10 protein-coding genes are annotated in these 17,242 nt (G+C 69.6%); 8 read left to right on the top strand and 2 right to left on the bottom strand.

Translation table 11 applies throughout. The annotated features are described in order from the left end of the window. The first annotated feature begins 502 nt into the window (after nt 1-502). Nucleotides 503-1,420: a hypothetical protein gene (locus WMF14_RS27710; RefSeq protein WP_272093897.1), complete on the top strand. Its 918-nt coding sequence runs from the start codon at nt 503-505 to the stop codon at nt 1,418-1,420. 405 nt (nt 1,421-1,825) lie between these two features. On the opposite strand, the gene WMF14_RS27705 is transcribed toward WMF14_RS27710, so the two are convergent. Continuing rightward, nucleotides 1,826-2,476: a hypothetical protein gene (locus tag WMF14_RS27705; protein ID WP_437790818.1), complete on the bottom strand. Its 651-nt coding sequence runs from the start codon at nt 2,474-2,476 to the stop codon at nt 1,826-1,828. A gap of 132 nt (nt 2,477-2,608) precedes the next feature. Beyond that, nucleotides 2,609-3,901 (bottom strand): type VI secretion system-associated FHA domain protein, encoded by a 1,293-nt coding sequence (locus tag WMF14_RS27700; RefSeq protein ID WP_272093895.1) that lies wholly within the window; start codon nt 3,899-3,901, stop codon nt 2,609-2,611. Nucleotides 3,902-4,101: 200 nt separating this feature from the next. Here WMF14_RS27700 and WMF14_RS27695 point away from each other — a divergent pair, with 200 nt between their 5' ends. The 7 genes from WMF14_RS27695 to tagF all read left to right on the top strand — a co-directional run bounded on the left by WMF14_RS27695 (nt 4,102) and on the right by tagF (nt 17,136). Continuing rightward, nucleotides 4,102-5,991, top strand: coding sequence for a transglycosylase SLT domain-containing protein (locus tag WMF14_RS27695; protein WP_437790816.1), 1,890 nt, complete (start codon nt 4,102-4,104; stop codon nt 5,989-5,991). A gap of 36 nt (nt 5,992-6,027) precedes the next feature. Then, entirely contained in the window at nt 6,028-8,733 is a 2,706-nt protein-coding gene (gene tssH / locus WMF14_RS27690; protein ID WP_437790814.1) for a type VI secretion system ATPase TssH, read from the top strand. Between the two features lie 83 nt (nt 8,734-8,816). Then, on the top strand, nt 8,817-9,608 hold the full coding sequence (gene tssJ, locus WMF14_RS27685; RefSeq protein WP_437790812.1) for a type VI secretion system lipoprotein TssJ: 792 nt from the start codon (nt 8,817-8,819) through the stop codon (nt 9,606-9,608). Nucleotides 9,609-9,789: 181 nt separating this feature from the next. Beyond that, nucleotides 9,790-11,151, top strand: coding sequence for a type VI secretion system baseplate subunit TssK (gene tssK / locus WMF14_RS27680; RefSeq protein ID WP_272093891.1), 1,362 nt, complete (start codon nt 9,790-9,792; stop codon nt 11,149-11,151). A gap of 34 nt (nt 11,152-11,185) precedes the next feature. Beyond that, entirely contained in the window at nt 11,186-11,863 is a 678-nt protein-coding gene (locus WMF14_RS27675; RefSeq protein ID WP_272093890.1) for a DotU family type IV/VI secretion system protein, read from the top strand. Nucleotides 11,864-11,904: 41 nt separating this feature from the next. Beyond that, nucleotides 11,905-15,621: a type VI secretion system membrane subunit TssM gene (tssM, locus tag WMF14_RS27670; RefSeq protein ID WP_437790810.1), complete on the top strand. Its 3,717-nt coding sequence runs from the start codon at nt 11,905-11,907 to the stop codon at nt 15,619-15,621. Nucleotides 15,622-16,161: 540 nt separating this feature from the next. Next, nucleotides 16,162-17,136 (top strand): type VI secretion system-associated protein TagF, encoded by a 975-nt coding sequence (tagF, locus tag WMF14_RS27665; RefSeq protein WP_272093888.1) that lies wholly within the window; start codon nt 16,162-16,164, stop codon nt 17,134-17,136. Nucleotides 17,137-17,242 lie beyond the last annotated feature (106 nt).

Here is a 17,242-nt window from a genome sequence, read left to right as displayed (position 1 = left end):
CCCCATTGCGCGCTGGCAGACGGTCCGCCCCGTCGGGACTAGGAGTTAAGAGACGTAGAGATAAGACTCTCATCGTATCTCTACCCCTGTTCGTCTCAGGGAGTCCAGAAGGTAACTCCCTCCTTGGGAGCGTCAAGACTTTTGTGTCCCGGGGCAGCGCGGGTTTCTTGGCATTCGGTTCGCTTTTGGTTGGGGTTTGGTTCGCGTTTGGTTCCTGAGAGCGCGCAATATTCCGTCGCGAAGCCATCGCTTCCATAAGAGGACGCGGGCGTGTCCATCGCGTTGCGGGCGTGTGGGGAACGTGACGACGCGCGGGACGGCAGCGTGATCTGGCATGCGTGCGACCGCCGACACCGAGAACGAGGCGGGCTGGCCGGCCAGAGCCGTTGGCCGGCCAGAACCGTTGGCCGGCCAGAGCCGTTGGCCGGCCGGCCCCGTTGGCCGGCCAGGGCGTTGGGTCGCGAACTCGCCTTGGCGACGCCTTGCATGATACGAAGAGCGCGTGAGCATCGTTCGCTTCGGCTCCGTCGTCGGCCTGGGGCTCGCCGCCGCCCTCGCGGGCTGCGGATCGTACCCAGAGCAGCCACACGGCGAGCTCCAGACACGCAAGCAGAATCCGATCCCGGTGTGCACGACCCAGCTGCCGCCTGCGAAGCGCGGGGCAGGCGGCAAGGCGGCCGTCCGCACCCTCGACCCAGACCAGTGGCTGAGCGTCGTCATTCCCGGCTACAGCGAGGAACGCGGGATCGGACCGACCGACGTCGACTGTACCGGCCACTACGTGTTCGCCAACGAGACCCTGCGCGGCGGCATCTCCAAGTCCGGCTGGCCGCGCAAGATCGATCCCGACGAGGTCGAGATCCGCTCCGGGCCGGAGGGGCTTCGCGCCGTATGGGTGCGCGTCCTCAAGTTCGAGAACGGCGACGAGGGCGGCCTCGTGGCGCTCGTGCGAGCGGCCGGCGATCGCGCGGACGTCTACGGGGTCGGCAGCTTCCGCGCGCCCGCCAAGGGGACCAAGCTGTCCCCGGTGCGCCTCGGCAACGACAACCTCGTCGTGGCCGAGACGAAGAGCTGCCCTGATCCCGACGACTGCCGACAACGAGCCCACTTCTACCTCGCGCGAAGGGGACGGCTGATCGAGGCGGCGTCCGTCGACCTGGAGCGGACGGCGGTGGTGCCCTCCGTCACCGAGCGCGGGCTCTACGCTCGCTACGTGCTGCGCACCGACGTCTCCTACAAGCCGAACGGCATTCAGCTGCTCGAGCAGGTGCGGGTGAAGATCGTGAAGCACGACGACGGCAACCGCGACAGCGACCGCGAGCTCCGCCGCGTCGAGTTCCAGCGATTCCTCCGGGTGGAGCGAGATACGCTCTTCTCGTCGAACGATCCGCTCTGGGAGCGCGTCGTCGGACAGGACTAGAGCGGCGGTCACCCGCTTCGGATACGGGCCCACCTCGACGTTTTCGGTGCTCAGCGCACGGGAGTGCGCTTGCGCGCCGAAAACGCCGATCTGGGCCCGTCTCCTGTGCGGGTGACCGCCGCTCTGCTCGGCATGGTGCAGAGGGGGGCGGAAGCCGCTGGAGAACGGCAGGCGCGGCCAGGGGGTCGTAGAGGGAGCGCGGGGGGCGGGGGGCGGGGGGCCGCCGGACGCGCGCCTTGCCTGCGCATGGCGCGGACGCGGCGCGCGTGATCTGCTCGAGCCTCGACCTGCCCCCCTGCGCTCCCCCCACGACCCCTGGCCGCTCCAGGGAGCAGAGGGAGGCTTGCCAGCGAGGGGGAGTAGGGAGGCCTGCGGGAGAGGGGAGGGGGCCTGGCGGAGAGGCGGCTACCAGCAGAACAGCGCGTTGCCGTAGCCGCAGTTCGGGCGCTGGAGCATCGCGTAGGCGGTGCCGACGGCGAGGCCGCTCAGGAAGCCGGTGACGCCGCCGATCGCGATCTGACCGGCGTTCTCGTGCGGCCGCGTGTCGCCGGGGGCGACGCTCCGGGCGATGGTGGTGACGACCGAGGCGGTGAGAGGGAAGGCCACATTGCCGATGAAGCCGCCGGCGTTGAAGCGGCCAGACGAGTAGCGGAACGTGTCGACCACGAAGATGCCCGTCCCCGCGCCCGTCGCGCCCCAGGAGGCGAACGCGTGCGTCGACGGGCCGCCGAACGACTCGCAGCCCGAGTCGGACACAGCCGCCTTCGTCTCGTCGATCGAGCAGCCAGGGCGCGTCGACTCGAGCGCGTTCTTGATCGGCAGGTCCACGAGCAGCGTCAGCGCGGTCATCGTCATGGCGGGCGCCATGACCGAGAAATGCCAGCGCCCCTTCCAGCCGACCGTGGCCTCGGGATCGCTGTAATAGACACGCGGCATCAGGAAAACGACGGAGCTTCCCAGCACGAGGCTCACGTCCGAGACCGTGGCCCAGTTCTTATCGCGTTGGACCGTCGTCTGCGCGGCCGCCTCGAGAGGGGCGAGGAGGCACGCGGCCACCGCCAGACATCCTGCTGCTACGACTTTCTCCCTGATTCGCATGAACGGCGCCTCGCGTTCGGCCGCGCCTCCGGCGAAGATCGGCGAGCCCAAGACGCGGCTCGCCGCGCGAAGCCCCGCCGTGTTGGGGCGCTAGCGTTTGTTCGGATTCCCAGAGCCGGGGAAGCGGACGATGCTCCGGCCTCCCGACTCGCCGGACGACCCATAGTCCTCTGCGGCGGTCGCAGCGTACGCCCGAGAGAACTGCTCGCCAAATATTTCCCGAAAAGTCTCCTTGTCCTCCCCCGAATAGTCGCCGTGGCGGCGCTCGTAGAGCTTCCAGAGCTCCTCGTACCTGTTCGAGAACAGCCCGCCTTTCTTGCCCGCGCGCTCGAGCTTCTCCTCGAGCGTCTTCGGGGAGAGCTTGACGAGCAGCGACCTCACGCCCCCCATCACGCCGTTCAAGAGCGCGATCTGGTGGCTCATGACATCCACGAAGATCTCGTGCAGGTGCCGCGCGGCGTCCGGGCCCCCGACCGGCGTGAGCAGGACCGTGCCGAGCTCCTTCGCGTCCTGCGCGTTCGCGACCTTGTCCGTCTCCGCGGAGCGATCGCGCGCCAGCACCTCGGCCTCGAACTCCTGATAGCCGTCGCGCAAGCTCACGAAGCACTTCAGGAAGACCTCCATCGTGTCGCGGAGCCGCCGCGCGAAGTTGACGATGCCCGCGACGTCGTCGGGCGGCTTCGTGCCGGGCGCGAGGGCGCCCGCCAGCTCGGAGAGCGCTGCGAACGCCGCGTTCGCCGGGGCCAGCTCGCCGAGCGTGCGGTAGTCCACGCCGTAGTACTGAGAGATCTTCTGGAAATCCCGCTCCGCGAGCACGCTCGGGTGCTCCTCGCCGAGCCGGCGCAGGTAGCTCTGGCGCGCGTCGGGCGGGAGGCGCGCGAGGTGATCCCAGATCATCCGGTAGACCGCGGCCCACGCGGTCCGGTACGCCTCCAGGTACGGGACCACCTGCCGCAGGTACGGGTCTTCACCGCCGGGGGCGGCGCGCTTCTGCGGGCTGATCAGCGCGGAGAGGTTGTCTCCGCCCGTGCCGAGCAGCGTGCCGTCGTTCGGGCTCTCGGACTTCAGCGGCGCCTCGATGATCGCGAGCCGGATCTGGATCGGGCCGATCGTGATCTCCGGCTGGCCGCTCACGTCCACCGAGGTGTCGCGCGCCAGCCGGTGCCCCGCGAACATCGTCCCGTTGGTGGAGCCGAGGTCGCGCACGAGGATCCGGCGATCGCGGACGTCCACCGCCGCATGGAACTGGGAGATGTAGGGCCGGTCGATGTGAAGGTCGTTCAGCTGATTCCTGCCGATCCGGACAGGGAAGCGCTCGAACGAAGCGTCGAAGCTTTGGTTGGCCTGGGTGTCGGACACGCGGGCCGAGAGCGCCGCCGGCATGGGTGCAGACTAGCAGACCCGCTCCGCCGGACGGGAGTGCCTGACATCCATCCGCACCATGCGGCCCGCCAGTCCGCGTGCGGCCCACCCAGAGGCCACGCCGAGGCCGGCCCGCCCAGAGGGCGCCGAGGCCGGCCCGCCCAGCCCCCGCCCACCCGGGCCGGCCGGTTTGTTGACCGGTTTGCCTACATGGTGCGACGTTGAACCACACGCAAATGAGCCTCGTCCACAAGATCCCTCCCCTGGTCTCGGCCCTGGCGTTTGGCTACGGGGTCGGGATGGCGGCGCCCCAGTCGGCGATCACGTCGGTCCAGTCGGCGGTGTCGACCTACCAGCTCGGGGCACCGCGGGCGACGGCGCCGGTCGTGGCGCTCGCCGCGGCGCCGCCGCCGACCGCGGCGCCTGCGCGCGGGCTCGACGGCCCGGCAGCGCCGCCGGGGGGCGAGTCGCGGGAGCTGTGGCGGCTGCGCGAGGCCGCGGGGCGCGACGCGCGGGAGGGCGCCGCGTGCGAGGTCGACCGGCCGAGCTTCTCGCGGCCGCCGCGCGCGTTCTCGGCGGAAGGCAGCTACGCCGACGACGTGGACGATCTCGACGCGGCCGGCGCCGAGGCGCTCTCGAAGCTGCAGCTGCCGGACCTCCGGCTCGCCGTGTCGCGCCGCACCCTCAAGTACGTCCGCTTCTTCACGCGCACCGACCGCGGGCGGCAGATGTTCGAGACGTGGCTGAAGCGGAGCGGGCGGTACCAGGAGATGATCCAGGCCGAGCTCAGGGAACGACGGCTTCCGGAGGATCTCCTCTGGGTGGCCATGATCGAGAGCGGCTTCGACCCGCGGGCGAAATCGCCGGTCGGCGCCGTCGGGCTCTGGCAGTTCATGCCCGCCACCGGCGCGGTCTACGGGCTCCAGCAGACGCGGCACCTCGACCAGCGGAAGAACCCGCGCCTCGCCACGCAGGCGGCGGCTCACCACCTGCGCGATCTCTACCTGCGCTTCGGCAGCTGGGATCTCGCGCTCGCGGCCTACAACATGGGCTACGAGCAGCTGCTCGACCGCATCGATCGCTACGGGACGTCCGACTTCAACGAGCTGGCGCGCCAGGAGGCGATCCCCTCGGAGACGGCCGCGTACGTGCCGAAGATCGGGGCGGCGGCGATCGTCGCGAACAACCTGGAGCGGTTCGGGTTCGATGAGGTCGCGGTGAGCCGGCCGATCGACGCCGCCGAGATCGCGGTGTCCCCGGGGACGCCGCTCAAGACGCTGGCGAAGGCCGCCGGCGTCGGGACCTCGACGCTGCGGAAGCTGAACCCCGACATCCTGGGGGACCGCGTGCCGCCCGGACGGGGGGACTTCCTCGTGATGCTCCCGTCGGACACGCTGGCGCGAGCGCAGGCCGCGCTGCCCGCGATGCTCTCCACGGACGTGCTCTCCACGGACGACGCGTCGATCCTCGATCCGGTCGACCTGCTCGGCGGGCGCGACTTCGCGCCGCGGAGGGGGAGCCGGGACGACGAGAGCCTGCTCTCGCTCCTCCCGAAGCCCGCGCGGAAGCGGGCGGCCGAGACGGCGGAGACGGACGTGGATGACGACGGCCGGCCTGCGCTCGGCAAGCGACGCTCGATGCGTGATCCCGTGGCGATGTCGTCGCTCGACGACGGCCCGGAGGGCTCGTCCGACGACGACGCGGCCAGCGCCCCGCCGCGGACGCGCGCCGCGCGCGGGCAGTCGCGGTCCGCGCGCGAGGTGATGCTCTACCGCGTCGCGCCCGGCGATACGCTGATCGGCGTGGCGCGGCAGTTCGTCATAGACGTCGAGGACGTCGCGCGCGATAACCGTATTGAGCCGGACCAAAAGCTCCGCGTCGGCGCCCTGCTCAAGCTGCGGATACGGCCCGACATGGTGGACCGCGTCGCGGCCGGCGAATCGCTCGCCGCGCAGGAGAAGGACGACGGCGCCCGCGACGCGGCGCCGGCGCCGCGCGGCGACGCGACCCGCGGGGGGGCCAAGGCGCCCGCGCGGGAGCGCGGAGACGCGAGCGGGGCCGAGGGCCGCGCCCCGGAGGCCGCGGAGAAGAAGCGCAAGGGGCGAGGCTGACGAGGCGCTTTCGGACGAGGGCGCGCCTCGGTTAGCATGCCGCGCATGCAGCTCGTCGACACCAAAGCCATCGTCAAGCGACTCACAAAGAACTGCACCTCTGCCCTCGAGGCGGCGATTGGCCAGTGTGTCAACGCGCGCCACTACGAGGTCACGCTCGAGCACCTGCTCCTCGCGCTGCTCGACGACGCGAACTCCGACATCGCGTTTCTCGTATCCCACTATGATCTCGACCCGTCGCACCTCCGCGCCGCGCTCCAGCGCAGCCTGGAAGAGCTGAGGAAAGGCAACGCCGGGAGGCCCGTGCTCTCGCCGACGATGCTCGAGTGGATGCAGGACGCCTATCTCGTCGGATCCATGGAGTACGGCTACCAGCGGGTCCGGAGCGGCGTGCTCTTCCAGCGCCTCGTCCAGCAGCCGACCCGGTACTCGGTGAGCAGCATCGGCGCGTACCTCGAGGGCATCTCGAAAGACGATCTCAAGAACAACCTCTCCAAGATCGTCTCCGGCTCCAAGGAGGAGGCCGAGGCCGCGGCGGCCTCGGCGGGCGCGGGCGCGCCCGGGGCCGGGAAGCTGCCGGCCGGGATGGCGAGCGCCGGGCCCGATTCGGCGCTGGCGAAGTTCTGCGTCGACTACACGGGGAAGGCGCGCGCGGGGCAGATCGATCCGATCTTCGGCCGCGAGCGGGAGATCCGGCAGGTGATCGATATCCTCGCGCGGCGGCGCAAGAACAACCCGATCATCGTCGGCGACGCGGGCGTCGGGAAGACGGCGCTCGTCGAGGGGCTCGCGCTGCTCATCGTCGAGAGCACGCCGGAGAACCCGAAGGTGCCGCCGCTCCTGCAGGGCGTCGACATCCTCGGGCTCGACATGGGGCTGCTCCAGGCAGGGGCCGGCGTGAAGGGCGAGTTCGAGAACCGGATGAAGCAGGTGATCGCCGAGGTGAAGGGGTCGTCGAAGCCGATCATCCTCTTCATCGACGAGGCGCACACGCTCATCGGCGCGGGCGGCCAGCAAGGCGGCGGCGACGCGGCCAACCTGCTCAAGCCGGCGCTCGCCCGCGGCGAGCTCCGGACGATCGCGGCCACGACGTGGAGCGAGTACAAGAAATATTTCGAGAAGGACGCCGCCCTCGAGCGGCGCTTCCAGCCGGTGAAGGTCGACGAGCCGAGCGAGCCGGCGGCCGTCGTCATGCTCCGGGGGCTCCGGCCGAAGTTCGAAGCGGCCCACAACGTCATCATCCAGGATGAGGCGGTGACCGCGGCCGTGCGGCTGTCGGCGCGCTACCTGACCGGGAGGCAGCTGCCGGACAAGGCGGTCGACCTGCTCGACACCTGTGCGGCCCGGGTGAAGGTCGCGCTGCAGCAGCGCCCCGCCGCGGTCGAGGACGCCGAGATCCTCATCGTGAACACCGAGACCGAGCTCAAGGCGCTCGAGCGGGATCGGGACAAGGGCGTCCACATCGATCAAGAGCGGGTCGCGGAGCTCAAGGACAAGCTCGCCAAGGCGAAGGCCGAGCTCGAGTCGGTGCGCGCCGACTACGCGAAGGAGACGGCGGGCACGCAGCGGGTCATCGACGCCCGCAAGAAGATGGACGAGGCCAAGACGAACGAGGAGCGGGACGCCGCGCGCCGTGACGTCGTGAAGGCCCTCGACGAGCTCAAGCAGAGCCAGGGCGAGGTGCCGCTGATCCGGCCGGACGTCGATGAGGCCATGGTCGCGAGCGTGGTCGCGGCGTGGACGGGCATCCCCGTCGGCAAGATGGTCCAGGACGACGTGAAGGCGCTCCTCGAGATGGAGGACCGGCTGACCCGGCGGATCAAGGGGCAGACGCACGGCATCGTGAGCATCTCGAAGGAGCTCCGGAGCGCGCGCGCGGGCCTGAAGCCGCTGAGCACGCCGCAGGGCGTGTTCCTGCTCGTGGGGCCCAGCGGCGTCGGCAAGACGGAGACCGCGCTCGGGATCGCCGACCTCATGTTCGGCGGCGAGCGGATGATGACGGTCATCAACATGTCCGAGTTCCAGGAGAAGCACACGGTCTCCCGGCTCATCGGCTCGCCCCCGGGCTACGTCGGCTACGGCGAGGGCGGCATGCTCACCGAGGCCGTGCGCCAGCGGCCCTACACGGTGGTGCTCCTCGACGAGGTCGAGAAGGCCGACCCCGACGTGATGAACCTGTTCTACCAGGTGTTCGACAAGGGCATGCTGAGCGACGGCGAGGGGCGGCTCGTCGACTTCAAGAACACGGTCATCATCCTGACGAGCAACCTCGCGACCGATAAGATCACGAACATGACGGTCGCCGCGCGAGAAGAAGACCCGTCGCGCCGCCTCGACGCGGACGGCGAGTTCATCAAGGAGATCGTCGAGTCGATCAAGCCGACGCTCTCCGCGCACTTCAAGCCGGCGCTGCTCGCGCGCATGACGACGGTGCCGTACCTGCCGATCTCGCCCGACGCGCTCGGCGAGATTACGCGGCTCAAGCTCGACGCGCTCGTCGACCGCCTGCGCAAGAGCCAGCGGATCGAGGCGTCGTACTCGGACGCGCTCGTCGAGACGATCGCGGCGCGCTGCACCGAGGTCGACACGGGGGCGCGCAACATCGACCATATCCTCCGGGCGTCGCTCCTCCCGCTGCTCTCGGTCGCCGTCCTCGAGAAGATGGCGGAGGGGCCGCTTCCGAAGCGGCTCCAGATCGGGGTCGACGCCGAAAAGAACTTCACGATCGCGTTCTCGGACTGAAACGGACTGAATCAGACCGATCGACGCCGCTCGCACACCGAAAGTTGTACTGGCCGCGAGACTCCGCATAAATTGGGCGGAGCATGGTCCCGTTCGCCAAGCTCCTACAGCGTTCGATGTGGATCGGGGAGCCGCGTTCGCCCTCCCCCGCAGGGGAGGGCTCGGCGCGCCGGCCGGGGCCTCGACGTCGGCCGGCGTCGCTCCTCCGCGGGGCGGCCCCGGCGAAGGTCGCGGCGGCCATCGCGGCGGCGACCTTCGCCGTCGGCCTCGGCGCCGCGCTGCCCGCCGCGGTCTCGGGCTGCACGTCCGCCGCGCCGCCGCCCGCGGCCCCCGAGCCGTGCGACGTCCAGATCGTGACGCTCTCGATCTACGCGTCCGACAACATCAACCCCAACGAGAACGGGAACCCCCGGCCCGTGGTCGTGCGGCTCTACCAGCTGAAGAGCAGCGCGCGCATGGAGAACGCGACGTACGACCAGATCCTCCTCAAGGACAAGGAGACGCTCGAGGACGACCTCGCCAAGGTCGACGAGGTCGAGGTCTTCCCGAACGACCTCGTCGAGGTGAAGTTCGAGCGCCTGCCCGACGCGAGCCACCTCGTCGGCGCCGCCCTGTTCCACAGCCCGAAGGGCAACAGCTGGAAGACCTTCTACGAATTCCCGCTCCCGCCCGGAGAGGCCCAGTGCGGCGGCCGCGAGCCCGACGCTGGTCCGCCCGTGGCCGATCCGCGGGTCGCGTTCTTCATCGACTCGACAAAGATCGACAACGGGGTCGAGTTCGACGAGTCGATGTTTCCCAACGCGAGCGCCGTTCGCCGGCTCAGCCTGCCGAAGAAGGTGGCCGCGCCGGAGGCGCCCGCTCGCCCGGGGAAGTGATGGCCGTGGCGCGCGCAGGTCGTCCTCCCAGCTGCAGTCCACGCGACGTGCGCGACGTGACCGCGCGGTCCCCGTCGACGACGAGCGGTCCGATGCGCGCAGCGCAGCGTCGTCGCTCCCTGCGCCCGACCCGCTTTCGCGACGCCGCGCACGGCACATCTGATAAGACTGGACGGGCGACATGATTCACCCGCGCAAGCCGGTCTGGACCGAGGGGCTCTTCATGACCCCTCAGCACCTGCAGCAAACGGACGCCTACCACGAGACGCTGCTCCACGCGCGTCTCCACGCCGTCGTTGGCTATGACTGGGGCATCACGTCCGCCCAGTTCGATGAGCGAGCGCTCTCCGCCGGGCAGTTCAAGGTGGTCAAATGCCACGGCGTCTTCCCCGACGGCACGCCGTTCTTCATCGGCGATCGCGGCGAAGACCAGGTCGAGGCGCGGCCGCTCGAGGGCGCCTTCCCGGCCGCCTTGAAGACGCTCGACGTCTTCCTCGGCATCCCGAACCTGCGCGAGACCGCCGCGAACATCAGCCTGGACCCTGCGAAGGTAGGCCCCGCCCAGCGGTTCGTGGCCGCCCAGACGACGGTCCCGGACGTGAACTCCGGGCGCAACGAGCAGTCGGTCACCTGGGCCCGCACCAACCTGCGGCTCCTCTTCGGCACCGAGCCGCGCGACGCCTACCAGACCGTGCGCATCGCGCAGCTCGTCCGCGACAGCTCCGGCGCGATCGCCCTGCGGAAGAGCTTCATCCCGTCGGTCCTCCGCATCAACACGTCGGATCACATCATGTCCGGCCTCCGCCGCGTGCTCTCGGCGCTCGTCGGCAAGCAGAAGTCGCTCGTCGAGGGGCGGCGCATGCGGAGCGCGGCGTCGGTCGACTTCCAGGCCTCCGACCTCACCAAGTTCTGGCTGCTCCATACCCTGAACTCGTACATCCCGATCGTGTCGCACCTCGTCGACCACGGCGGCGCGCACCCGGAGCAGTGTTATGTCGTCCTCGGCTCGCTCATCGGAGAGCTCTGCACCTTTGCAGCGACCGACAGCGATCCGACGACGATCCCCAAGTTCAACTACCTCGAGCTCGATGGCGTCCTCGAGCCGATGTTCGACCGGGCCTGGAGGCTCATCAACGAGGTTGTCACGGAGCAGTTCGTCATCGTGCCGCTCGAGAAGCGCGAGGACGGCATGTACCTCGGCAGGTTCGAGGACCCGAAGCTGCCCCGCAGCCACGAGATGTTCCTCGAGGCGAAGGGCACGGACGAGGCCACGCTGCGCGAGCGGCTCCCGCGCCTGCTCAAGATCGGCTCGTGGACGCAGATCGGGCACATCCTGCACTCCGCGACGCCCGGCGTGAATGTCGCCATCGAGTACCGGCCGCCGGGCGCCATCCCGATCAAGCCGGGCCTCGTCTACCTCCGCGTCAACCAGAACGGCGATTACTGGAACGATATCCTCGGCTCTGGCACGATCGCTATCTACCAGCCGATCGAACCGCAAAAGGTCGATCTCCGGCTGATCGCCGTCCCGGCAGGAAAGTGAACGTGTCAGGCCGCCCCCTCCGGGTGAGGAGCCCATGAGCCTCTCGCAGACGATGTACTTTGTGTGCTCCGACGTGCTCTCGCTGATCCTGCAGCTCAGGAACTCGCGCGACCTCCCGGCGCCCGACATCCTCCAGCGGCGCGTCCTCGGCCTGTTCGACACGATGATGCAGAACGGGCGGGAAGCGCGCATCCCCGAGCAGGACATGATCGACGCGAAGTTCGCGCTCGCGGCTTTCGCCGACGAGGTGATCTTCAACTCGAACTGGCCGGGGAGGACGCAGTGGCTCCAGAACCCGCTGCAGTTCCAGTTCTTCCAGCTGAACACGGCCGGCGACGGGTTCTTCACGAACCTCGACAACCTCTACGGCCAGCGCGGCAGGAACCACGTCGCGCAAATCTACTTCCTCTGCTTGGCCCTCGGCTTCCAGGGGAAATATCGTCTGCGCCAGCAGGAGGGCCTCGGCGCCGTGATCGAGGGCGTGGGCAACCACGTCGCTGTCTCCGAGGGCGGCGGTGAGGTCCTCGCGCCGAACGCGGAGCGCAAGGACGGCGGGGCGAACGCGGTGCGCCGCGAGCTGCCCTACCTGGCCATCGCGCTCGGGCTGCTCGTGCTGGCCGTCCTCGTGGTCATCGTGCTCCGGCTCGTCGTGGCCTCGGACGCGGAGGGCGTGGCCGACCAGATCAAGAAGCTGATCAGCACGGGGACCTAGGCGACTCCGCCGTTCTCTGCTGTTCCCGAGGGAGACTTCCGATGTGGCTGTGGATCCTGAGCGCCCTGTTCCTCACCGCCGTGTGGGGAGTGTGGTTCATGCTGCGCCCGGCGGCAGGGGAGGGGGCCGAGGCGTTCCCGATCGAGATCCCGCTCGTGGCGACGGCGGTCGTCCTCGCGGTGCTCGTCGGGCTGGCGATCTATAGGCGCATCCGCGCGGCGCGCGCCGCGCGGGCGCTCGAGAAGGCGATCGCGCAGCAGGCGCAGGAGCAGGTGATCAACGCGAAGCCGGAGCGGCGCGCGGAGATCCAGGAGCTCAACCGGCAGATGCAGGAGGGCATCGCCGCGCTCAAGGCCTCGAAGCTCGGCGGGGGCAAGCGGGGCGCCGACGCGCTCTACGTCCTCCCCTGGTACGTGATGGTCGGCCCGCCCGGGGCAGGCAAGACCACCGCCCTCCGGCACTCCGGGCTCGTGTTCCCGTACGTCGACCCCGAGCGCACCGGCGTGCGCGGCGTCGGCGGCACGAGGAACTGCGAGTGGTGGTTCACGAACGAGGCGATCCTCCTCGACACGGCCGGCCGGTACACGACCGAGAGCGATGACCACGACGAGTGGATGGCGTTCCTCGAGACGCTGCTGCAGCACCGCGAGCACAAGCCGCTGAACGGCGTCATCGTCGCGGTGAGCCTGAGCGAGCTGCTCGACGCGAGCGACGAGCAGATCGATCAGACCGGCAAGAAGATCCGCGCGCGCATCGACGAGATGCAGCAGACGCTGCACATGGTCCTGCCGGTCTACGTGCTCTTCACGAAGAGCGACCTGGTGGCGGGCTTCACCGAGTACTTCGGCGACCTGAAGAAGAGCGAGCGCGCCCAGGCGTGGGGCGCCACCGTGCGGCTCGACGAGAACAAGGACGAGCCCGGGAAGATCTTCGACCGCGAGTTCGACGTGCTCGTCGAGAAGCTCCACGCGCGGCTGACGAAGCGGCTCATCGGCGAGCGCAACCGCGAGGTGAAGGAGAAGAGCTACCAGTTCCCGCTCGAGTTCGCGGCGGTGAAGCGCAACCTGTCGGACTTCATCGCGGCGGCGTTCGCGCCCAAGGCGGGCGCGGCGCCCACGCCGATCCTGCGCGGGTTCTACTTCACGAGCGGCGTCCAGGAGGGGCGGCCGCTCGACCGCGTGGTCGGGGCGATGGGGCGCGCGTTCGGGCTCCGCGCGGGGCTCGGCGAGGGCGAGGAGGACGCCGCGGTCCCGAAGGAGTCGAAGAGCTTCTTCCTGCACGACGTCTTCACCAACGTCGTCTTCCCGGATCAGGACCTCGCCGCGCGCTCCGAGGCGGAGCTCCGGCGGCGGCGGATGCAGCGGATCCTGGTCGCGGCGGCCGCGGCGCTCGTGGCGCTGCTGTTCCTCCTGCCGGCGCTGATCTCGTACTTCAACAACAAGGCGCTCGTCGCCGAGACCCGGCGCATCTCGGACGAGATCGCGTTCGTGGACTGGTCCGGGCGGGCCGGCACGCCGCCGAACGTGCGCGCGAACATCGACAAGCTCGATCGGCTGCAGGAGCACGTGGGGAAGCTCGACGGTTACGTCGAGAACACGCCGATCGAGTACGGCTGGTTCATGTTCCAGGGGGACAAGCTGTTCCCGCCGACGATGGGCCAGTACATCATGAGCTTGAAGCAGGGCTTCGTCAGCCCTGCGAAGGCGCAGCTCGAGGCGAAGCTCGAGAAGGTGCGCGAGGGGGAGTTCCTGGACGGCTACAACGCCCTGCGGAGCTACCTCCTGCTCGGCAAGGAGTACCAGGGCCACATGGATGAGCAGGCGGCGCGGTGGCAAACCGGGCGGCTCGTCCAGGTCTGGGCCGACACCCTGAAGCCGTTCACCGATCTGCCCGAGAGCGAGCTCAAGGAGCGGCTCACGCCGCACGTCGCGTATTACATCGACCTCGTGCGGCGGAAGAAGCTCGAGGCCGAGGAGCTGAACGAGCCGCTCATCGCCCGGGCGCGCGCCGACCTGCTGCGGGTCGACCCGACGAAGCGCTACTACGATCAGTTTGTAACGAGCCTGATCGATCAGAAGTACGACGAGTCGGGGCCGAACACGCCGGAGAACCTGAAGTACCCGCCGGTGTCGCTCAACGAGATGTTCGCGGATCGGTCCGAGGTGCTGACCGTCATCCACAGCGCGCAGAAGAACCGGGGCGGGACGTGGTTCGAGGTGCAGGGGCCCTACACGGCCAAGGGGCACGCGCAGGTGCTCGAGTCGCTGAAGGAGGGGAGGAAGAAGCTCGAGCGCGAGCTCTGGGTGCTCCCGCTGTCGAGCGACGAGAAGCGTCAGGGCGACCAGATCCAGAAGGAGCTCGACCGCGTCCGGCAGGACTACGACAACGCGTACATCGCGCAGTGGGAGGCGTTCTTCCGCGACATCCAGGTCGACGTCCCGAAGACGAACCGGGACGCGATCCACGAGTTCAGGGTGCTCTCCACGCCCGACTGGCCCTACCGGCGGCTGCTCCAGCGGCTCTCGGACGAGACGCAGTTCGGGAAGGACGAGAAGCCGAGCCTGCTGACGGCGGACGGCGGCCTGCTCGACAGGGCCAAGGACATGATCGCGCAGAAGGTCGATCGGCGGACGGGCGTGCGGGTCGACTCGATGCTCACGGGGAACCAGCGCGAGCACTACGATCCGGTGCCCGACAAGTTCGAGTCGATGGCCAGCTTCGGGGTGCCCCAGCCGCCGGCAGGCGAAGGGCAGCCCCCGCCGCCCCCGCCCAAGCTCGGCCAGTACGTGGGCCACCTCGAGCGGCTGGCAGGGGAGATGAGCGTCGTCGAGGACGGGCCGCCGGACGCGGACACCTCGAAGGCCACGGAGGCGTTCCAGGACGCGGTGAAGGAGACCCAGGGGCTGCTGCTCTCGATGGACCAGAACGGGCAGCGGCTGATGGAGCCGCTCCTCATGAACCCCCTCCGGCAGGCGTACAAGGCCGTCGTGCGGCGCGCAGGCGGCGCGGCGAGCGGGATCTGGGAGGTCGAGGTCTGGCCGCACTACCGCGACAAGATCAAGGACCGCTACCCGTTCAACCTCGCCTCGTCGCGCGACGCGTCGCTCGAGGACGCGATGGCCTTCTTCAAGCCGAAGGACGGGGTGCTCTGGGGCTTCTACGAGACGTACCTCAAGGGCTTCCACTACCAGGTAGGGCACGAGTTCTTCCCGAAGGCCCACCTGTCGGGGCAGCCGCAGGCGGCGAAGCCGTTCACGCCGTTCAGCCCGAACCTGTACAACTGCCTCCGGCGCTCGAACGAGATCTCCGACGCGCTCTTCGGGAGCAGCGGCGGGGCGGAGCCGAAGGTCGTCTTCCACATCAACATGAAGACGGTCAGCCCGATCGTGAGCGAGGTGGTCTTCGAGGTCGACGGCCAGAAGAGGCTCTATCGCAACGAGAAGGAGTTCTGGCACACCTTCAACTGGCCGGGCGAAGGCGCGAAGGGCGCGAGGATCCAGGTGCGCGGCGCGGGCGGGCTCGACGAGGAGCTCGTGCGCGAAGGGCCGTGGGGGATCTTCCGGCTCTTCGAGGCCGGGACGACCACCGCCCAGAAGGACAACGACGAGCTGTTCACGGTGACCTGGCAAATGACCGCGCCGCCTGTGATCGTGACCATGGAGATCCGGCCGACCCGCGGGAACCACCCGTTCCCGACGAGCTTCTTCCGGGCGACCAACTGCCCTGCCAGCATCGGCGATCGCTTCGGCAAAGGGTGAGGTAGACAGCAACGGAGCCAGCGGGGGAGGGGGTGTCGTGCGGGGGGCCGGCGGGGGCCCCTCCCGCGAACTCGCGCCTTTTGGGGGGCCGTTGCCGTGAGAACGGGGGAGCCGAGACCGGGCGCGAGGCGCTCCGATGCGGGCCGGCGCTCGGATTCGCGGGGCCCTACCCCGCCGGCCCCCCGCACGACACCCCCTCCCCCGCTGGCTCTTTGTGAAAAGGGGGGGAGAGGGGGAGGCAGCGCGGATCCTGGTCGGGGTGACGGGTCGCGCGGACTGGAACGGAGCGTGCGGGGAGGGGGCCGGGCGCGCGGGGGCGGCGGGGGAGGGCCCCGCGAATCCGAGCGCCGGCCCGCGCCGGAGCGGGACGCGAATGATCTCGGCTCATCCGCGCATGTGGCAATGGCCACCAAAAGGCGCGAGTTCGCGGGAGGGCCCCCCGCCGCCCCCGCGCGCCCGGCTCCCTCCCCGCACGCTCCCCCCCGCAACCGGGAAGGTGGTAGCGCTCGGTGAGCGGTTCGTGGTTCACTCCCAGCAGTCATGTTCTGGCGCCGCAAGAAGGGCCCTGCCGCTCCGCCGCAGATCGGCTGCTTCGGCAAGCTGCCCGCCACGGGCGATTTCATCCGGCTGAACGCAGGCGGAGAAGAGCTCGCGGCCTTCGACCGCTGGCTGGGCGCGTCCATCGATTTCGCCCGGCGCGCCATGGGCGCCCATTTCGACGCGCACTACCAGACGGCCCTGGGCCTCTTCGTCTTCCACGGCGAACCGAAAGGCGACGAGCCGCCCACCCGCGGGCTCGTGGGCGCCTGGGCCGCCAGCGGCGATAACGCCGGGCGGCTCTACCCGATGGTGGTGTTCGGGTCCTACGATTACGATCAACTCGTCTCCGCCGGGCCGTCGCTCCCCATCACCCTCTTCCCCCTCCTCGCCGCAGCCCACGACGCCGCTGCGAACGGCAGGACCCTGCCCGTCGACGCCTTCCTCCACCGCGTCTCCCAGATCGCGCCGCCGTCGCTCGACGACCCCGACGCGGCGCACGCCGCCTACCGCGCATGGCTGAGGACCCAGCCGATGAAGGCGCTCTGGGACGCCGGCTTCGGCACCGACGCGAGCCGCTTCTGGGTGCTGCAGAACATCCTCGACTCGGTGATCCCATTCCGCGGTCAGGAGCTCCCTAGGACAGGGCTCGCCCTCAGGCTGCCGCTCGGCGCAGGAGACGCCTACGCCGCCGCCGTGTGGATGGACATGACCCGCCGCCTGTCGAAATGGGGTCGCACGCTGATGAACGCGTTCTGGACACCCCAGCGCACCCTGCTCCTCCACCTCGGTCCCCCCCACGTGGGCTCGTTCCGCGAGATGATCGCGCCGACCACCCAGGCCGAACACATCGCCGATCTCTGCGGACCTCCACGGGTCGAGGAGCACGTTTCCCGACATGCGCTCGGGCCGGAGCTCGACGCGCTCGTCGCCCGGACCGACCTGTCGCTCGACAGCTTCCTGGAAGCCCTCGGCTGAGCCGATGGCCGGGCCGAAGGCACCCGCTCCACCCCGCGCGCGGCCGCTCCGGTGCGCCGTCCGGCTCACCGCCGGAGTCGCCATGCAATCGTCGTCTGATTCGCCG

This window comes from Sorangium sp. So ce693, assembly GCF_051521375.1.
GTDB lineage: Bacteria > Myxococcota_A > Polyangia > Polyangiales > Polyangiaceae > Sorangium > Sorangium atrum.
The sequence above is the reverse complement of the archived record's forward strand: the minus strand, read 5'-3'. Positions and strand labels throughout refer to the sequence as shown.

Bases quoted from the DNA above. Each gene is read 5' to 3' on its own strand.
- tssH (WP_437790814.1), top strand. From the start codon at position 6,028: ATGCCGCGCATGCAGCTCGTCGACACCAAAGCCATCGTCAAGCGACTC.
- WMF14_RS27700 (WP_272093895.1), bottom strand. From the start codon at position 3,901: ATGCCGGCGGCGCTCTCGGCCCGCGTGTCCGACACCCAGGCCAACCAA.
- tssJ (WP_437790812.1), top strand. From the start codon at position 8,817: ATGGTCCCGTTCGCCAAGCTCCTACAGCGTTCGATGTGGATCGGGGAG.
- tagF (WP_272093888.1), top strand. From the start codon at position 16,162: ATGTTCTGGCGCCGCAAGAAGGGCCCTGCCGCTCCGCCGCAGATCGGC.
- WMF14_RS27675 (WP_272093890.1), top strand. From the start codon at position 11,186: ATGAGCCTCTCGCAGACGATGTACTTTGTGTGCTCCGACGTGCTCTCG.
- tssM (WP_437790810.1), top strand. From the start codon at position 11,905: ATGTGGCTGTGGATCCTGAGCGCCCTGTTCCTCACCGCCGTGTGGGGA.
- tssK (WP_272093891.1), top strand. From the start codon at position 9,790: ATGATTCACCCGCGCAAGCCGGTCTGGACCGAGGGGCTCTTCATGACC.